At 59.6% G+C, this 18,790-nt stretch carries 12 protein-coding genes; 6 read left to right on the plus strand and 6 right to left on the minus strand.

Going from position 1 to position 18,790, the window contains the following annotated elements:
- Position 1: 1 nt before the first annotated feature.
- Positions 2–2,098 (minus strand): bifunctional diguanylate cyclase/phosphodiesterase, encoded by a 2,097-nt coding sequence (locus tag CKW32_RS20930; RefSeq protein ID WP_095185863.1) that lies wholly within the window; start codon positions 2,096–2,098, stop codon positions 2–4.
- 436 nt (positions 2,099–2,534) lie between these two features.
- Between CKW32_RS20930 and CKW32_RS20935 the strand changes: the two genes are divergently transcribed.
- Positions 2,535–3,104: a hypothetical protein gene (locus CKW32_RS20935; protein ID WP_095185864.1), complete on the plus strand. Its 570-nt coding sequence runs from the start codon at positions 2,535–2,537 to the stop codon at positions 3,102–3,104.
- Between the two features lie 166 nt (positions 3,105–3,270).
- Here the strand turns inward: CKW32_RS20935 and CKW32_RS20940 are convergent, their stop codons facing one another.
- The 5 genes from CKW32_RS20940 to tpx form a co-directional block, all read right to left on the minus strand.
- The gene (locus tag CKW32_RS20940) at positions 3,271–4,734 is read right to left on the minus strand and encodes an efflux transporter outer membrane subunit (RefSeq protein ID WP_095185865.1); all 1,464 of its coding nucleotides are present in this window, start codon (positions 4,732–4,734) and stop codon (positions 3,271–3,273) included.
- Entirely contained in the window at positions 4,731–7,838 is a 3,108-nt protein-coding gene (locus CKW32_RS20945; RefSeq protein ID WP_032886862.1) for an efflux RND transporter permease subunit, read from the minus strand. Before CKW32_RS20945 ends, CKW32_RS20940 begins: the two co-directional genes overlap by 4 nt.
- Positions 7,835–10,936 (minus strand): MdtB/MuxB family multidrug efflux RND transporter permease subunit, encoded by a 3,102-nt coding sequence (locus tag CKW32_RS20950; RefSeq protein ID WP_032886863.1) that lies wholly within the window; start codon positions 10,934–10,936, stop codon positions 7,835–7,837. Before CKW32_RS20950 ends, CKW32_RS20945 begins: the two co-directional genes overlap by 4 nt.
- Positions 10,933–12,231, minus strand: a complete 1,299-nt coding sequence (locus CKW32_RS20955) for an MdtA/MuxA family multidrug efflux RND transporter periplasmic adaptor subunit (protein WP_032886865.1) — start codon at positions 12,229–12,231, stop codon at positions 10,933–10,935. Before CKW32_RS20955 ends, CKW32_RS20950 begins: the two co-directional genes overlap by 4 nt.
- A gap of 230 nt (positions 12,232–12,461) precedes the next feature.
- Entirely contained in the window at positions 12,462–12,962 is a 501-nt protein-coding gene (gene tpx / locus CKW32_RS20960) for a thiol peroxidase (RefSeq protein WP_095185866.1), read from the minus strand.
- A gap of 158 nt (positions 12,963–13,120) precedes the next feature.
- On the opposite strand from tpx, the gene CKW32_RS20965 reads away from it, so the two are divergent.
- From CKW32_RS20965 to CKW32_RS20985, 5 genes are all read left to right on the plus strand, one after another.
- Positions 13,121–14,410 (plus strand): glycosyltransferase, encoded by a 1,290-nt coding sequence (locus tag CKW32_RS20965; RefSeq protein WP_095185867.1) that lies wholly within the window; start codon positions 13,121–13,123, stop codon positions 14,408–14,410.
- Between the two features lie 73 nt (positions 14,411–14,483).
- Positions 14,484–15,389, plus strand: a complete 906-nt coding sequence (locus CKW32_RS20970) for an AraC family transcriptional regulator (protein ID WP_095185868.1) — start codon at positions 14,484–14,486, stop codon at positions 15,387–15,389.
- A gap of 217 nt (positions 15,390–15,606) precedes the next feature.
- On the plus strand, positions 15,607–16,890 hold the full coding sequence (locus tag CKW32_RS20975; protein WP_371260725.1) for a sugar ABC transporter substrate-binding protein: 1,284 nt from the start codon (positions 15,607–15,609) through the stop codon (positions 16,888–16,890).
- 154 nt (positions 16,891–17,044) lie between these two features.
- Entirely contained in the window at positions 17,045–17,935 is an 891-nt protein-coding gene (locus CKW32_RS20980; RefSeq protein ID WP_095186027.1) for a carbohydrate ABC transporter permease, read from the plus strand.
- 10 nt (positions 17,936–17,945) lie between these two features.
- Positions 17,946–18,776 carry a carbohydrate ABC transporter permease gene (locus CKW32_RS20985; protein ID WP_032886872.1) on the plus strand — a complete coding sequence of 277 codons (831 nt, stop codon included), beginning with the start codon at positions 17,946–17,948 and terminating at the stop codon, positions 18,774–18,776.
- The last annotated feature ends 14 nt before the right edge of the window (positions 18,777–18,790 follow it).

Below are 18,790 nucleotides of genomic sequence, written 5' to 3' on the forward strand. Positions count from 1 at the left end.
GTCAGGCACTGTTTTTGTCAGGCGCCTGTGCGTCCTCGGCCCGCAGAATATCCGCCATGAAACCATCGGCCGGCAGCGGATGCCCCAGCAAGTAACCCTGCAGGGAGTTACAGCCCAGCCGCGTGAGGAAACTCTGCTGCACGTCCGTTTCCACGCCTTCGGCGACAATCCGCAATCCCAAGGCCTGGCCGAGGGCAACGATGGCCGAAACGATGGCGGCGTCGTCGCTGTCGTGCTCAAGGTCGCGCACAAAACCGCGGTCGATCTTCAACTCGTTGGCCGGCAGCCGCTTGAGGTACATCAGGCTGGAATAGCCGGTGCCGAAGTCATCGATGGACAGGTCGACGCCCATGTCCGAGAGCTGCTGCAACACCGTCATACTCGCGTCGGCATCGCTCATGGCGGTGGTTTCGGTGATCTCCAGGGTCAGGCTGTTGGCCGGCAACTGATGACGATCAAGGGCGTCGGCCACACTCTTGACCAGCCCCGCATGGCAGAACTGCAACGCCGACAGGTTCACGGCGATGCGCCAATGCTCATAACCCAGCGCGTACCACACGCTCATCTGACGGCAGGCCTCATTAAGCACCCATTCGCCGATGGGAATGATCAAGCCAGTCTTTTCCGCCAGTTCGATAAAGGTGGCCGGCAACAACAGACCCTGCTGCGGATGCTCCCAGCGCACCAGCGCTTCGGCGCCCACCGCAATACCACTGACCGCATCGAACTTGGGTTGGTAGTACAAGCGAAATTGCTCTTGGTCGAGGGCGTTGCGCAGGTCCTGCAACAACTGCAATTGCTTGCGCGCATTGGTGTTCATCGACACGTCGAAAAAGCTGTAGCCGTTCTTGCCCATGCCCTTGGCGTGGTACATCGCGGCGTCGGCGTTCATCAACAATTCCTGGGGGTTGCCACCGTTACCTGGGAACACAGCGATGCCGATACTGGCCGAGATTTTCAGCTCATGCTCGGCCACCTGGAATGAGCGGTTGATCAGCCCGACCTGCCGCTCGGCCAAGCGCAGGGCATCGTCTGGCTGGCTCAGTTGCACCAACAGCACAAATTCATCACCGCCGATGCGCGCCAGGGTGTCGTGGCCGCGCAAGTCTTCGCGCAGGCGTAGGCCGACTTCGCGCAGCAACTGGTCGCCCATGTGATGGCCAAAGGCATCGTTGACTGGCTTGAAGCCATCCAGGTCGATAAACATCAAGGCGAAGCAACCGCCCTGCTCGTTAACCGCCTGTATGGCCTGTTGAATCCGATCGGCCAGCAACGTGCGGTTAGGCAGACCGGTGAGCATGTCATGCAGGGCCAGGTGGGTCAGTTCCTGATTGGCCAGGCTGAGGGAATCGGCGAGCACAGCGGTGCGGGCCTCCAGCCGTGCGTCGAGCAACGAGGTCAGCAACGCGATGGCAAGCACCGCCAGGGTGGTGACCAGCACCAGGTTGTCCAGGCCCTTGCCGGTCAAGCCGTCCAACGCGGCAGCGCAGTAGCTGTCATCGGCAAAGCGTGCCGCGGCCATTCCGGTGTAATGCATACCGACGATGGCAAACCCCATCACCACCGCCGCCCCGCCGCGTGCCAGGCGTACATACGGCGTGTTGCGCCGCAGGTTGAAAGCTATCTGCAAAGCGGCGCCCGAGGCCACGACCGCTATTAACAGAGAAGCTCCAAACAAGGTGGGGTCGTAGTCGATACCGGGGGTCATGCGCATCGCGGCCATGCCGGTGTAATGCATGGTGGCAATGCCGGTGCCCATGACCAGCGCGCCAAACACCAATTGCCAGGCGGGCAAGCGCGGTTGGCTGACCAGCCATAAGGCAAAGCCACTGGACATCACCGCGATCAACAACGACAGCGCAGTAATGCCGATATCGAAGCCCAAGGCAAACGGCAGGCGCAGGGCCAACATGCCGATGAAGTGCATCGACCAGACACCCACGCCCATGGCCAATGCCCCGCCGGCCATCCACAAATAAACCGCGCGGCCCTTGGCGGTCGCAATGCGGCCGGTCAGGTCCAGCGCGGTATAAGAGGCCAGGATCGCGACGCACAGGGAGATAACGACGAGGGAGGTTGAATAACTACCGATGAGCATGGGATTTCTCGCGGGCAACAGTTTTGAGACGTCCGTGCCAGGGTGGCAAAGCGCGCGATTGTAGCGAGATTAATTCTGGTGCAGGTGATTAATTATCATAGGGCCATCACCTGTAATTTGACGTCAAACTACTGGCCAGGTCCGGAGTGGTCTATAGCTCGTGTGCGACGTCACCTGCGTATCAAAGGCAGTGTGTCGCTTCAGTGTTGGCGGGTCTCGGGATAACAAAAACTAAAAATTTTAGAAGATTGTTACCCCTTTTCCAGTATAGACGCCCGTATTTAGAAATCGGGTTTAACACAAACTCCCAGCATCCTGCACTCCATAAAAATAAAATTTTTATTCCGTAAGGATATATAAAACTGTCATATCTTACAGGTGACTTTCATGCTGAGAGCGATAAACTTTACTCCACATGACATTCGGAGTTTCAGAAATGGCCATCATCGCACTTCTATACCCTAATAACACTGAGAATACTGGCCACCTGAAAGGCACTCAATGTATTCGAGACAAAGGCGGCGAAATCAAGTCTTATAGAATCGAAAACATCGGAGATGCTCAAGCAGTGACCGATATAACACCCTATGTAGAGCGAAAAATTGCTGAACGCGGCACTTTCCCCATTGACGATGGCGAGTACGTAGTAAGCACTCATCTATGTTATGACAAACAAATATGTTATGAAAAACAAAAAATATATGAAGTCTGGGGGAGAATCGACGCTTTCGAGGACACGGTCATTACCTATCATTTTCCCGGTGGAAAAGAATACCAATTAACCGACGGAGATAACCGAGTATTGAAATTTCGAGTCGCTTGTAAAGTTGACCAAATTCTAAAATACCTACCACGGTACACAAAAATAATTCTGGAATACAAAGGTCGCTCTACAACAGAATTTGGGAGTTTGATATCGTATAACCATGACTCTTTAGAGCTGCATGTTGAGAACAACTCCAAGTCATACAAATTTGCTGATTTAATATCTCTCAGAGCCATTTAACTCAGGTTGGCAAACAATGATGAGTGAGCCGAACAAAGAGCCCTTTCGTTCGGCTATCGCGCGTTGGCCTGTTGATCTTCGCTCAGCAACTACAGACTCAATTGGCTAAGACCGCACCAAGTGCGCGCAACGAGTCCTGACCACGTAGCATTATTCCCCCTCACGCCTACTCGGCTATTGACGTCTGCCCATCCCAACCGCCCCCCAAAGCGGCAATCAGTTGCACGCTGGCTACCAACCGGCTCTGCAGCAGCGTTAACACCGTGCGTTCATTGCTGAGTGCGGTCGCCTGTACCGTCACCACATCCAGGTAGGCAATCAACCCCGCCTTGTACTGGTTCTGAGTCAAGCGCAGGGATTCGCGCGCCGCTTCCAGCGCTTCGTTACTGACCACCGCCTCGTCTTCCAGCACCTTGAGTTGCACCATGTAGTTTTCCACTTCACGGAAGCCGTCGAGCACCGTCTGGCGATACTTGGCCACGGTTTCGTCGTAGGACGCCACAGTGCGGTCGACTTCCGCCGAGCGCTGGCCGCCGTCGAACAAGGTCATGGCCAGCTTCGGGCCCACTGACCAGAAGCGGTTTGGCAGGCTGATCCAGTCAGCGTACGTGCTGCTGGAATAACCACCGGCCAGGCTTAGGCTCAAGTCCGGGTAGTAGGCGGCCTTGGCCACGCCAATATTGGCGTTGGCAGCGATCACCGAGCGCTCGGCCGAGGCGATGTCCGGGCGGCGCTCCAGTAACTGCGACGGCAGGCTCACCGGAATCTGTGGCAGTGCCGGGATGTCCGTGCTCACGGCCAGGTTGAAGTTGGCCGGCGCTTCACCGATCAATACCGCAATGGCGTTTTCCAGCTGCGCACGCTGCCAGATCAGGTCGATCAGACTCGCCTGGGTACTCTTGAGCTGGGTTTGCGCCTGGGCCACCGCATCCTTGCCGGAGACACCCGCGCGGTATTGGTTTTCGGTCATTTGCAGGGAGCGCTGGTAAGTGTCCAGCGTGGCTTGCAGCAAGCGGGTCTGTTCGTCCATCACGCGCAATTGCAGGTAGCTCTGCACCAGTTCCGATTGCTGACTCAAGCGCATGGCCGCCAAGTCCGCCGAGCTGGCTTCGGCGCTGGCTTCATTGGCTTCCAGACCACGGCGCAATTTGCCCCAGATGTCGGCTTCCCAGCTCACGCCCAATTGCGCGTTGAGGGTGTCGCGAATACCACTGCTGGAACTGCTGAGACTCGCGCTGCTGCTGCCGGTGCCCTGGCTGGCGCGGGTTTTACCGGCGCTCAGGTCGACAGTCGGGTAAAACGCCCCGCGCGAACTGCGCACCAGAGCCTGGGCCTGGCGAAAACGCGCCTCGGCCTGTGCCACCGTCTGGTTAGCCGTATTCAGGCGCACCACCAGGTCGTTGAGCTGGCGGTCGCCGTACAACTCCCACCAGGCGCCACGGGCCAAGGAATCACTCGGCGTGGCCTGACGCCAGCCCTGGGCCTCCTTGAATTGCACGGGTTCGATAACATCCGGGCGCTTGTAGTCCGGGCCGACGGCGCAGGCGCTGAGCAATACGCCGCAAAGCACCAGGCTCGCGACACGGGAACCGCGGGTCATGGCCAATTTGGCAAAGGTTGAATCGGTCATAGCGCAGTGTCCAGGGCAGCATCGGTACGCACGCCGCGCCATTTATTGAAACGATGGCGCGCGCGGTCGAGATAAAGGTAAACCACCGGGGTGGTGTAAAGGGTCAGGACCTGGCTGAAGACCAGGCCGCCAATGATGGTCAGGCCCAGGGGGCGACGCATTTCGGCGCCGTCGCCAGCGCCGAGCAGCAAGGGCAAGGCACCGAGGATGGCCGCCAGCGTGGTCATCAGGATCGGCCGCAGACGCAACAGGCAAGCGCTGCGAATCGACTCTAAGGGGCCCAGGCCGTCGTTACGCTCTAGTTGCAGGGCCAGATCGATCATCAGGATTGCGTTTTTCTTCACCACGCCGATCAGCAGGAACAGCCCCAGCAAGGAGATCAGGCTGAACTCGCCCCCTGTCAGGTAGATCGCGAGCATGGCGCCGACGCCGGCCGACGGCAGGGTCGAGAGGATCGTCAGCGGGTGAATGTAGCTCTCATACAGAATGCCCAACACCAGGTACACCGCCACGAGCGCGCCGAGGATCATGAACGGCTGGCCTTTCTGGGTGGCTGCGAAGGCATCGGCAGTGCCGGCCATCTTGGCGATCACGTCCTCGGGCAAACCGACCTTGGCAATCGCCCGTTCGATGGCGGCCGTGCCCTGCTCCACCGTCACCCCTTCGGCCATGTCGAAGGCGATGTTTTCCGAGGCGAACTGGCCTTCGTGACTGACCCGGTCATCGGCCAGGCTGTTCTCGTAATGGGCAATGGTCGACAGCGGCACCCGCGCGCCATCGGCGGTAATCACCTGCATCTGGTTGAGGGTGATCGGGTCCTGGGCGTATTTGGGGTTGACCTCCATGACCACCTGATACTGGTTAAGGCTGTCGTAGATCGTAGAAATCTGCCGTTGGCTGTAGGCGTTGTTCAACACCCCGGTGACCATGTCCATGTCGATGCCCAGGCGCTTGGCCTGGTCGCGGTCGACAATCAGCGTGACCTGGGCTGCGCCCCGGCCTTCACGGGCGTCGATGGCGGTGAGTTGCGGCAGTTCACGCAACGCAGCGACGACTTTCGGGTACCACAGGCGCAATGCGGCCAGATCACCGCTTTGCAGGATGTAGGAGTACTGCGCGCTGGTCTGGTCGCGGCTGCCGCCAAATTGCAGGTCTTGGTCAGCCATCAGGAACAGGCGCCCGCCCGGCACCAGCGGCACTTCCTTGCGCAGGCGCTCAATCACCGCCTGGGCAGAAATCTTGCGTTCGCTGATCGGCTTGAGGCGTACCAGCATTACCGCGTTGTTGGTGCCGTTGTTGCCGCCGATAAAGCCCGCCACGCTGAGCACCGCCGGGTCCTTGAGCACCGCCTTGCGGAAAGTCTCCATCTTCGGCTGCATCACGCTGAACGACAGCCCGTCATCGCCGCGCACAAAGCCGATTAACTGGCCGGTGTCCTGCTGGGGCATAAAGGTTTTCGGCACCACCACGTACAACGCCACGTTCATGCCGATGGTCAGCAACAAGCTGAGCAAGGTCAGGCGTCGATGGCGCAGTACCCAGTCCAGACTGGTGGCATAACCGGCAACCATCCGGTCGTTGATCCTCTGGCTCCAACGCTGCAAACCGGTCATCCGGTCTTTGACGTGGGGCTTGAGCCAGCGAGCGCAGAGCATGGGGGTCAAGGTCAGCGAGACAATCAACGACACAATGATCGCTGCGGACAAGGTGATGGAAAACTCGCGGAACAGGTTGGTGACAATCCCGCCCATAAACAGAATGGACAAGAACACCGCCACCAGCGACACGTTCATCGACAGCAAGGTAAAGCCGACTTCCTGGGCGCCCAAGTACGCCGCCTTCATGGGCGGCACACCATCGTCGATATGCCGGGAAATGTTCTCCAGCACCACAATGGCATCGTCCACCACCAGGCCGGTGGCCAGGATCAACGCCATCAGCGAAAAGTTGTTCAGCGAGAACCCATACAAGTACATCACCGCGAAAGTGCCCACCAGCGACACCGGCACCGCCAGGGTCGGGATCAGCGAGGCGCGGAAGTTACCTAGGAACAGGTAAACCACCAGAATCACCAGCCCCACGGCAATCAGCAGGGTCATCTCGGCTTCGTGCAAGGTGGCGGTGATGACCGGCGAGCGGTCCATGGCCAGGCTGAGCTTGACGCTGGACGGCAGCACCGCCTGCAACGCTGGCAGTTGAGCCTTGATCTGTCGGACGGTCTCGATGATGTTGGCGCCGGACTGGCGGTTGATCACCAACAGCACCGCCGGCTCGTTGTTGAAGAAGCCGCTGTTGTAGCGGTCTTCAACGCCGTCGCTAATCTTCGCCACATCCGACAGGCGCAAGGCCGCGCCATTCTGGTAGCGAATCAGCAGCGGCTCGTAGTCCTTGGCTTTTTCCAACTGGTCATTGGCCTGGATCTGCCAGTTGCGCTCGCTGTCTTCCAGCGACCCCTTGGGCCGCCGCTGGTTGGCGTTGGCAATGGTGTTGCGCACATCGTCCAGGGCCACGCCGTACTGGTCGAGGGCCTTGGGCTCCAGCTCGATGCGCACCGCTGGCAGGGAACTGCCGCCGATCTGCACTTCGCCCACACCCGGCACTTGGGACAGGCTCTGGGACAGGATGGTCGAGGCCAGGTCGTAGAGCTGGCCCTTTTGCAACACGTCCGAGGTCAGCGACAGCACCATGATCGGCGCCTGGGACGGGTTGATTTTCTTGTAGGTAGGCATGCTGCGCATGCCGCTGGGCAGCAGGTTGCGTGACGCGTTGATCGCCGCCTGCACTTCACGCGCCGCGCCGTTGATATCACGGTCGGAGTCAAACGCCAGGATCACTCGGGTAGAGCCCTGGCTCGACGAACTGCTCATGGTGGTGATGCCGGCAATCGCGCCAAAGGAGCGCTCCAGCGGCGTGGCCACGGTCGAGGCCATCACCTCGGGGCTGGCACCCGGCAAGCTGGCCGAGACCACGATCACCGGGAAGTCGATCTGCGGCAGCGGCGAGACCGGCAACAGGTTAAAGCTCACCCCGCCCAGCAGCATGATCGCCAGGCTCAGCAGCAGGGTCGCTACCGGTCGGCGGATGAAAGGTCCGGACAGGTTCATGACTCAACCGGCTCCAGGCTTTGCGGCTCTTTGCGCCAGCGACGACCCAGGCGATCGAAATACAGGTAGATCACCGGTGTGGTGAACAGCGTCAACACCTGGCTCACCAGCAGGCCGCCGACCATCACCAAACCCAGCGGCTGGCGCAATTCAGCACCGGAGCCGGTGGCCAGCATCAGCGGAACCGCACCGAACAGCGCGGCCAGGGTGGTCATCAGGATTGGCCGGAAGCGCAACAGCGCGGCCTGGTAGATCGCGGTCTGTGGGTCGAGACCCTGGTTGCGTTCGGCGTCGAGGGCGAAGTCGATCATCATGATCGCGTTCTTTTTCACGATACCGATCAGCAGGATGATGCCGATGATCGCGATCATGCCCAGGTCATTACCACTGAGCAGCAGGGCCAGCAATGCCCCCACCGCCGCCGAAGGCAAGGTCGACAGGATGGTGATCGGGTGGATATAGCTCTCGTAGAGCACGCCGAGCACGATGTACATGGTGACCACCGCCGCCAGGATCAGCAGCAAGGTGCTCGACAGCGAGGCTTCGAACGCCTGGGCTGCACCCTGGAACTGGGTCTGCACGCCCACGGGCATGCCGATGTCTTTCTGCGCCTGGTTGATCAGCTCCACGCCCTTGCCCAGCGCCACGCCGGGAGCAAGGTTGAACGACATCATCACGGCCGGAAACTGGCCGATATGGGCAATGGCCAACTGCGCCTGACGCTGTTCCACACGGGCCAGGCTCGACAGCCGTACTTGGCCGCCGTCGGTGGTTTTCACATGGATCTGGTTCAGTGCATCCGGGCCGAGGGTCTCACCGGACTGGGCCTGCAACACCACGCGGTATTGGCTGGCCTGGGTGTAGATGGTGGAAATCTGGCGTTGGCCGAAGGCGTCGTACAGCGCGTCGGTGATGGTTGACACACTGACGCCCAGGCGGGATGCCGCATCGCGGTCGATCACCAGGTACACCTGCAGGCCTTTGTCCTGCAGGTCGCTGGCGACGTCGGTAAGCTCCGGCAACTGGCCGAGGGCGTGCACCAGCTTGTCACTCCACAGCGCCAGCAACTCAGAGTCCGGGGAGGACATGCTGAATTGGTACTGGGTGCGGCTCACACGGTCTTCGATGGTCAGGTCCTGCACCGGCTGCATAAACAGGCGGATACCCACCAACTTGTCGATTTCCGGTTGCAGACGCGTGATGACCTGGGCTGCGCTCAAGTCGCGCTGGCCGTGGGCCTTGAGGTTGATCAGCAAGCGTCCGCTGTTGAGGGTCGCGTTATCGCCATCCACACCGATGTAGGACGACAGGCTTTCCACCGCCGGATCCGCCAGGATGATTTTGGCCAACGCCTGCTGGCGCTGACTCATGGCCGCAAAGGAAATCGACTGCGGCGCCTCGGAAATACCCTGGATCACCCCCGTGTCCTGCACTGGGAAAAAGCCCTTGGGCACCACCAGGTACAGCACCACGGTAAGACCCAACGTGGCGATGGCCACCAGCAGGGTCAGCGGCTGGTGCTTGAGCACCCACTGTAACTTGCGCCCGTAGGCTTCGATCATCCAGTCGATCCAGGCGCCGCTGGCCTTGTAGAAGCGGCCCTGTTCTGCCTCTTTCGGCTCACGCTTGAGCAACCGCGCGCACATCATCGGCGTGAGGGTCAGGGACACTACCAGGGAAATCAGGATCGCCACCGCCAGGGTGATGGCAAATTCGCGGAACAGACGCCCCACCACATCGGCCATGAACAGCAGCGGAATCAGCACCGCGATCAACGAAAGGGTCAGGGAAATCAGGGTGAAACCAATCTGCTTGGCGCCCTTGAGGGCAGCGGCCAGGGGGGTCTCGCCTTCTTCGATGTAACGGGAGATGTTCTCCAGCATCACGATGGCATCGTCCACCACAAACCCGGTGGCGATGGTCAAGGCCATCAGCGTGAGGTTGTTGATGGAGAACCCAGCCAGGTACATCACGCCGAAGGTGCCCACCAGAGACAACGGTACGGCGATGGACGGAATAATCGTGGCGCTGACGCGGCGCAGGAACAGGAAGGTCACCATCACCACCAGGGCAATTGCGATCAGCAATTCATGTTGTACGTCCTTGACCGAGGCGCGGATGGTCTGGGTGCGGTCGGTGAGGACGGTGACGTCGAGGCCGGCAGGCAGATTGTCGGTGATGCTCGGCAGCAACGCCTTGATGCGGTCCACCACCTCAATGACGTTGGCACCCGGCTGGCGCTGGATGTTCAGCAGCACCGCCTGGTTTTCATTGGCCCAAGCCGCGAGGCGCTCGTTTTCGGCGCCGTCGACGATCTGTGCCACATCTTTAAGGCGCAACGGCGCGCCATTGTTGTAGGCCAGGATCAGTTCGGCGTATTGCTGGGGCGAGACCAACTGGTCGTTGGCGTCGAGCATCGACACCCGGGTCGGGCCGTCGAAGTTACCCTTGGGTTGGTTGACGTTGGACGCCGCGATCAAGGTGCGCACATCCGACAAGTTCAGGCCATTAGCCGCCAGGGCTTCGGGGTTGACCTTGATCCGCACGGCCTGACGCTGGCCACCAGCGATGCTGACCATGCCGACGCCACTGATCTGGGCAATTTTCTGCGCCATGCGCGTGTCGACCAAGTCATTGAGCTTGGGCAGCAGCATGGTCTTGGAGCTGATAGCCAGGGTCAGCACCGGGGTATCCGCCGGGTTGACCTTGTTGTACACCGGCGGCGCCGGCAGGTCCTTGGGCAGCAAATTGGTGGCGGCGTTGATCGCGGCCTGCACCTGTTGCTCGGCGACATCCATATTAATGTCGAGGTTAAAACGCAGGGTCAGTACCGAAGCGCCGCCGGAACTGGTGGACGCCATCTGGGTCAAGCCGGGCATCTGCCCGAACTGGCGCTCAAGGGGCGCGGTAACCGCGCTGGTCATCACGTCGGGGCTGGCGCCGGGGTAGAGGGTCATCACCCGAATGGTCGGGTAATCCACCTGGGGCAAAGCCGAGACCGGCAGCAAGCGGTACGCGATGATGCCGGCCAGGACAATGGCCAGCATGCTCAGCGTGGTGGCGACCGGGCGAAGGATAAACAGCCGCGACAGGTTCATGCGCCGACCTTTTGCGCCTTGCCAGCGTCAGCGCCGGTCTCCCCTTTCGCTGCCGGTTTGCCTTGCAGGTGCTCAGTCGGGGTGGTCGGGACTTCAGTGCTGTCGTTGACCACTTCGATTTCGCTGCCTTCCTTGAGGCGGTCGGTGCCTTCCAGCACCACACGGTCGCCAGCGACCAAGCCTTCCTTGATCACGGTGTTTTCACCGTCGGTATCACCGACCACAAGGGGCTGTACCTTGACCTTCTTGTCGCCATCAAGCTTGTAGACAAAGGTGCCAGCATTGCCGAACTGAATCGCGGCGGACGGCGCCAGCACCACGTTGTGCAGGGTGTCGGCCAGCAGGTGCACGTTGACGAACTGGTTGGGGAACAGCGCTTTGTCCTTGTTATCGAAACGCGCCTTGAATTTCAGAGTGCCGGTGGTGACGTCGATCTGGTTGTCCAGGCTCTGCAACACGCCGACGGCCTGCTGTTTCACGTCGCCACGGTCCCAGGCTTCCACGGGCAGTTTGTTGCCAGCGTGGTAACGGGCGAGCACGGTTTCCAGGGTGTTTTCCGGCAGGGTAAAGGCCACGCTGATCGGCTGGGTCTGGGTGATCACGGCCAGGGCGGTGGTGTCGTTGGCGGCCACCAGGTTGCCGACGTCGAGCTGGCGCAAGCCGACGCGACCGGCGATCGGCGCGCGGATCTTGGTGAATTCAAGGTTGAGCTTGGCGTCGTCCACCGCGCCCTGATTGGTCTTGACCGTGCCTTGGTATTGCAGGACCAGCGCTTCGGCGGTGTCCAGGGTCTGCTTGGCGATACTGTCCTGGGCATACAACCCACGATAGCGTTCCACATCGACCTGGGCATTTTTCAGCTGGGCCTGGTTCTGCATCAGCGTGCCCTGGGCCTGGAGCAAGGCGTTCTGGTAGCTGCGCGGGTCAATCTCGGCCAGCAGATCACCGGCCTTGACCATCTGCCCTTCTTCAAAGGCGATCTTCATCAATTCCCCGCCCACCCGGCTGCGTACATTAATGGTGTTGAGCGCAGTAACAGTACCCAATGCCTTGTAGTACACCGGAAACTCTCCCAACACCGCCGGCGCCACGCGCACCGGTATCGGGCCCGTGGAACCGCCGAAACCAGGGCGTGCCATGCCGGTTTTGCTGGTGTGCCCGGCCGGTGCGTCTTTTTGGGCCGCGCCGCCGGGCCAGAATTTCCAGCACAGACCGGCGATAACCAGCAGCACAAGCAGGCCGAACAGCCAACGACGGGAGTTGCGGGGGGAGGATTGCATGGAATGATCAACCATTGGGCGCGAGAGCTTCTTCTTTGGGAGGCTGAAAGATAAGCACTGGGGCGCATTAAGAAAAGCGCCTTTACCGGCTATTTACCTTGGGCTTACAACTTTTAACGTCTGGGTCTAGTCCGTCGGCTATTTGCCTAAACGTCTGAAGCACAAATGAAAACGGCCTGGACTAGGCCAGGCCGCAATCATGTATCACGCGTGTTACTGCAAAACGACAGCATCCACGCAAACAGTTACTTCAGAACAGCCAGAACAGCTTCGTAGTTTGGTTCTTCAGCGATTTCAGAAACCAGTTGGGTGTGCAGGACGTTGTTGTTTTCGTCCAGAACCACCACGGCGCGGGCTGTCAGGCCGCGCAGCGGGCCATCAGCGATTGCCACGCCAAAGTCCTGAGCGAAAGCAGGATCGCGGAAATCCGACAGGTTCTTCACGTTTTCTAGGCCTTCGGAGCCGCAGAAGCGTGCTTGGGCGAATGGCAGGTCGGTGGAGATGCACAGTACAACGGTGTTGTTCAGTTCGTTGGCCTGGGCGTTGAACTTGCGAACCGACGTCGCGCAAGTCGGGGTATCAACGCTTGGGAAGATGTTCAGCACTTTGCGCTTGCCGGCGAAGGTCGCCAGGGTTGCGTCCGACAGGTCGTTGGCAGTCAGGATGAAGTCTGGAGCCTGGGTGCCGACTTGCGGCAATTCGCCTTCAACCTTGACCGCGTTGCCTTTAAGGGTGACTTGAGCCATGAACAGAATCCTTATGCTGGGTTTAGTTAAACGAATTCGAGAGGCGGAAGTTAACCACAAAGTGCCGTGCCTACCTACCGCCAGACACAAATTGTCATGCCCACAGGTTGTGGTTTAATTGCGCGCTTTTCGCCTGCCCTTAAAGGAAACCGTCGTCGATGAATCCGCCTGCCACCAAAGTTCTGGTCATTGGTTATGTCTGGCCGGAGCCGCGTTCTTCGGCCGCTGGCGGGCATATGATGCAGATTCTTGAGACCTTTCTTACGCAAGGTTGGGACATTACCTTCAGCAGCCCTGCTGCACTCGGCGAGCACAAAGCCGACCTGCTCGCCCTGGGCATTGCCGAATGCGCCATCGAGCTCAATAACAGCAGTTTCGACGACTTTATCCGCGAGCTTGCTCCGGATATCGTGCTGTTCGATCGTTTTATGATGGAAGAGCAGTTCGGCTGGCGCGTGGAGAAGTGTTGCCCCGACGCATTGCGCGTGCTGGAAACCTGCGACCTGCAAAGCCTGCGCGACGCCCGCCAGCAACGGCTCAAGAACCACCTTAAGAGCCATCCCGACAGCGACGACTTCAGCGCTCTGTTTGCGCCCGCCCTGGAAGATGAGTTCCAACTGATGGCCGACACCGACGTGGCCAAGCGCGAGATCGCGGCGATTTACCGCTGTGACATCAACCTGATGATCTCCGACGTGGAAATGCGCCTGCTGACCGAGCAGTTCAAGGTGCCGGCCGCCCTGCTCCACTGGTGCCCGCTGATGCTGGAGCCCGTGACCGAAACCTTCGTCCCGTTTGACGACCGCGCGCATTTCCTCAGCATCGGCAACTTCCGTCACGCGCCCAATTGGGACGCTGTGCTGTGGATGAAGAACAGCCTGTGGCCGCTGATTCGACAACAATTACCCGGCGCGCAGCTGCATATCTACGGCGCTTACACCCCACCCAAGGCCACCGCCCTGCATAACCCGGCCCAGGGCTTTCATGTGATGAACTGGGCTGAAGATGCGCTACAGGTAATGAGCGCTGCACGCATCTGCCTGGCCCCCCTGCGCTTCGGCGCGGGCATCAAGGGCAAACTGGCGGACGCGATGCTGTGCGGTACGCCGAGCATCAGCACGCCGATCGGCGCCGAGGCCATGGGCGATGAGCAACCATGGCCCGGCATGATCGAAACCAGCGCGCCTGCCTTGGCCGCCGCTGCCGTGGCTTTGTACCAGGACCGCGAGCGCTGGACCCAGGCCCGGGAAGACGGCCGCCAGTTGATTGCCCGCCGCTATGACCAGAACGTCCACGGGCCTGCGCTGGTGGAATGCCTGGAGCACTGCCGTCGCCACCTCGCCGCCCATCGCCGCGACAACTTTACCGGCAGCATGCTGCGCCATCACGCCCACAAAAGTACCCAGTACATGTCCCAGTGGATCGAGGCAAAAAACCGCGTGCTGTAAACACCGACGCTGGCAGGGTCGCGCGCAAGGGGGCATTATTCGGGTCGCAACCAACAATAAAAGCGACGGCAGCATGACCCGAGCAGCGCGAATCACCGACCCTTCCTACGAGCTGATGGACGATCACAATGGTCTGTCCATCATCTATCGCCAGCATGGTTTCCCCTGTCCGCTGGTGCGCTGGCATTTCCACAAGGAATACGAACTGCACCTGATCGTCGCCAGCTCGGGCAAGGTTTTTATCGGCGACTACATCGGTAATTTCTACCCTGAAAGCCTCTTCCTCACCGGCCCCAACCTGCCCCATAACTGGATCAGCCAGGTGGAAGAAGACGAGGTGGTGCCCAAGCGCGACATGCTGGTGAACTTCACCGATGAATTACTGGAAAACGGCAGCCATATCTTCACCGAGCTGAAAACCCTCACCCCACTGCTGGACCGCGCCCAGTACGGCATCGAGTTTCGTTGCAGAAAGACCATTGCCCAAGCCATGACCCTGATGCAACGCATCGAGGACGCCCAGGGTATGGCGCGCCTGGGGCACTTCTTTATCTTGCTGGAAGTGTTGAGTACCTGTGAGGACTACCAACTGCTGTCCGGCGTGACCACGCCGCAACTGGCCGATGAACACAGCATCGACCGTACCAACCGGGCGGTGGATTACATCTTCGCCCACTACGCACGGGAGTTGCCGCTGGAGGAAGTGGCGGAACACTTGGGCATGAAGCCCACGTATTTTTCCCGGGTGTTCAAGCAGGCCACCGGGCGCACATTTATCGAATTCGTCAACAGACTGCGCATCAGCAAGTCATGCGAGTTACTGGCAGATGGCGACAAGGCCGTCACCGATGTGTGCTTTGAGTCGGGTTTCAACAATATCTCCAACTTCAACCGACGTTTTCAGCAGCTTAAAGGCATGACCCCTTCCCACTACCGGCGCCTGGCGGTGCAACGGCTGACCGAGCAAAACCTGGCTTGATGGTTTCAAAGGCTGTGTGACCGAGTGCAAAAAAGTATCAGTCCAAGTGCTCCCAAGGATTTGTCACAACCCCATTTGAAGGCTGTAATCAACGCACACTCTTCCTGACTCCTCGTAGGAAGACACAACAACAATAACTGTCCTTCTGTAGCCCCTGGGCGCGGAAATGGAGTGCGCGATGAAGTTCACAGCAAAAGCACTGCTTGTCTCCACCTGCATGACAACCTGCATGACCCTCAGCGCCGTCAGCTTTGGCGCGCAGACCCTGACCATTGCCACCGTCAACAACAGCGACATGATCCGCATGCAAAAGCTCTCGAAGACCTTCGAGGCCGAGCATCCAGAGATCAAGCTGAATTGGGTGGTGCTCGAAGAAAACGTGCTGCGCCAACGCCTGACCACCGACATCGCCACCCAAGGCGGACAGTTCGACGTGCTGACCATTGGCATGTACGAAGCCGCACTCTGGGGCGCCAAAGGCTGGCTGGAACCGATGAAGGATCTTCCGGCTTCCTACGACCTCGACGACGTTTTCCCTTCTGTGCGTGACGGTTTGTCCGTCAAAGGCTCGCTGTACGCCCTGCCGTTCTACGCTGAAAGCTCGATCACGTATTACCGCACCGACCTGTTCAAGGACGCCGGGCTGACCATGCCCGAGCATCCGACCTGGACCCAGATCGGCGAATTCGCGGCCAAACTCACCGACAAAACCAAAGAGCAATACGGCCTGTGCCTGCGCGGCAAAGCCGGTTGGGGTGAAAACATGGCGCTGATCACCACCCTGGCCAACGGCTATGGCGCGCGGTGGTTCGATGAAAAGTGGCAGCCTGAATTCAACGGCCCCGAATGGAAAGACGCGCTTAACTTCTACGTCGACAACATGAAGAAATCCGGCCCGCCGGGTGCGTCCAGCAACGGTTTCAACGAAAACCTGGCGCTGTTCAACAGCGGCAAGTGTGCAATTTGGGTCGACGCCAGCGTGGCCGGCTCGTTTGTCACCGACAAGTCCCAGAGCAAGGTGGCCGACAGCGTAGGCTTCACCTTCGCGCCCCACGAGAAGACCGACAAAGGCACTTCGTGGCTGTACTCCTGGTCCCTGGCGATCCCGACCAGCTCCAAGGCCAAGGACGCCGCCAAGGTGTTCACCAGTTGGGCAACCTCCAAGGAATATGGCGCATTGGTCGCCAAGACCGACGGCGTGGCCAACGTACCGCCTGGCACCCGCAAGTCGACCTACAGCGACGAGTACATGAAGGCTGCACCGTTCGCCAAGGTGACCTTGGAATCGCTGAAAGTCGCCGACCCGACCAAACCGACGCTCAAGCCGGTGCCGTATATCGGTATCCAGTTGGTGACCATTCCTGAGTTCCAGGCGATTGGTACCCAGGTTGGCAAGTTCTTCTCAGGTGCGCTGACCGGTCAGCAAACGGTCGATGCTGCACTGACCGCCGCGCAGACCACCACCGAGCGTGAAATGAAGCGGGCGGGTTACCCCAAATAACCCGGGTCTCACCACAGTCAAATGTGGGAGGGGGCTTGCTCCCGATAGCCATCTACCAGTTGATGATTCAGTGACTGATACACCGCTATCGGGGGCAAGCCCTCTCCCATGCTGACCGCATTCCGATCCTTGCTTCGCAATGGCCTTGATTATCATGAATACAACACCCAAAAACCGCCTGGCCAACCCCGGCTGGTTCCTCGTCACGCCCTCGGTCGCCATGCTGTTGCTTTGGATGATCGTGCCCCTGGGCATGACCCTGTACTTTTCCCTGATCCGCTACAACCTGCTCTACCCCGGCGAAAACCAATTCGTGGGGCTGGAGAACTTCACCTACTTCATCACCGACTCGGGCTTCTTGCCCGGTGCCTCCAACACCCTGTTGCTGGTAGGTAGCGTATTGCTGATCAGCGTGGTGTTCGGCGTGCTGATCAGCGCGCTGCTGGAAGCCAGTGAATTCTTCGGTCGCGGCCTGGTGCGGGTGTTGCTGATTTCTCCGTTCTTCATCATGCCCACCGTCGGTGCGCTGATCTGGAAGAACCTGATTTTTCACCCGGTGTCGGGAATCCTCGCTGCCGTGTGGAAGTTCTTTGGCGCAGAACCTGTTGATTGGCTGGCGCACTACCCGCTGCTGTCGATCATCATCATTGTGTCGTGGCAATGGCTGCCCTTCGCGATCCTGCTGCTGATGACCGCCATGCAGTCCCTCGACCAGGAACAAAAGGAAGCGGCACGTCTGGACGGTGCCGGCGCCATTGCGATTTTCTGGCACCTGACCCTGCCCCACCTGGCCCGCCCGATTGCCGTGGTGGTGATGATCGAAACGATCTTCCTGCTCTCGGTATTCGCCGAAATCTTCACCACCACCAACGGTGGCCCCGGCTACGCGTCGACCAACCTGGCCTACCTGATCTACAACCAGGCGCTGGTGCAATTCGACGTGGGCATGGCCTCGGCCGGCGGCTTGATTGCCGTGGTCATCGCCAATATCGCGGCGATCATCCTGGTGCGGATGATCGGCAAAAACCTGACTGACAAGCCTTGAGGGCCGCGCCATGACGCTTCAACAATCCCGCCGCCTGCAAAGCCTGTTGCTCGGCACGTTGGCCTGGGCCATCGCGATCCTGATTTTCTTCCCGATCTTCTGGATGGTGCTGACCAGCTTCAAGACCGAAATCGATGCGTTCGCCACGCCGCCGCAGTTCATCTTCACGCCGACGCTGGAGAACTACCTGCACATCAACGAGCGCAGCAACTACTTCAGCTATGCCTGGAACTCGGTGCTGATTTCCTTCAGCGCTACCGCCCTGTGCCTGCTGATCTCGGTGCCGGCGGCCTACTCCATGGCGTTCTACGAAACCAAGCGCACCAAGGGCACGCTGCTGTGGATGCTGTCCACCAAGATGCTGCCGCCGGTAGGCGTGCTGATGCCGATCTACCTGCTGGCCAAGAGTTTTGGCCTGCTGGATACGCGCATTGCGCTGATCATCATCTACACCCTGATCAACCTGCCGATCGTGGTCTGGATGGTTTACACCTACTTCAAAGACATCCCCAAAGACATCCTCGAAGCCGCACGCCTGGACGGCGCCACCCTCTGGCAGGAAATGGTCCGGGTACTGCTGCCGATCGCCAAGGGCGGCCTCGCTTCCACGGTGTTGCTGTCGCTGATCCTGTGTTGGAACGAGGCGTTCTGGTCGCTGAACCTGACCTCATCGAACGCGGCGCCGTTGACCGCGCTGATCGCCTCCTACTCCAGCCCCGAAGGTTTGTTCTGGGCCAAATTGTCGGCCGTCTCGACCCTCGCCTGTGCGCCGATCCTGATCTTTGGCTGGATCAGCCAGAAACAGCTGGTGCGCGGTTTGTCCTTCGGCGCAGTTAAATAATAATTTCTAGCGGA

Source organism: Pseudomonas sp. Irchel 3H9 (genome assembly GCF_900187495.1).
GTDB lineage: Bacteria > Pseudomonadota > Gammaproteobacteria > Pseudomonadales > Pseudomonadaceae > Aquipseudomonas > Aquipseudomonas sivasensis.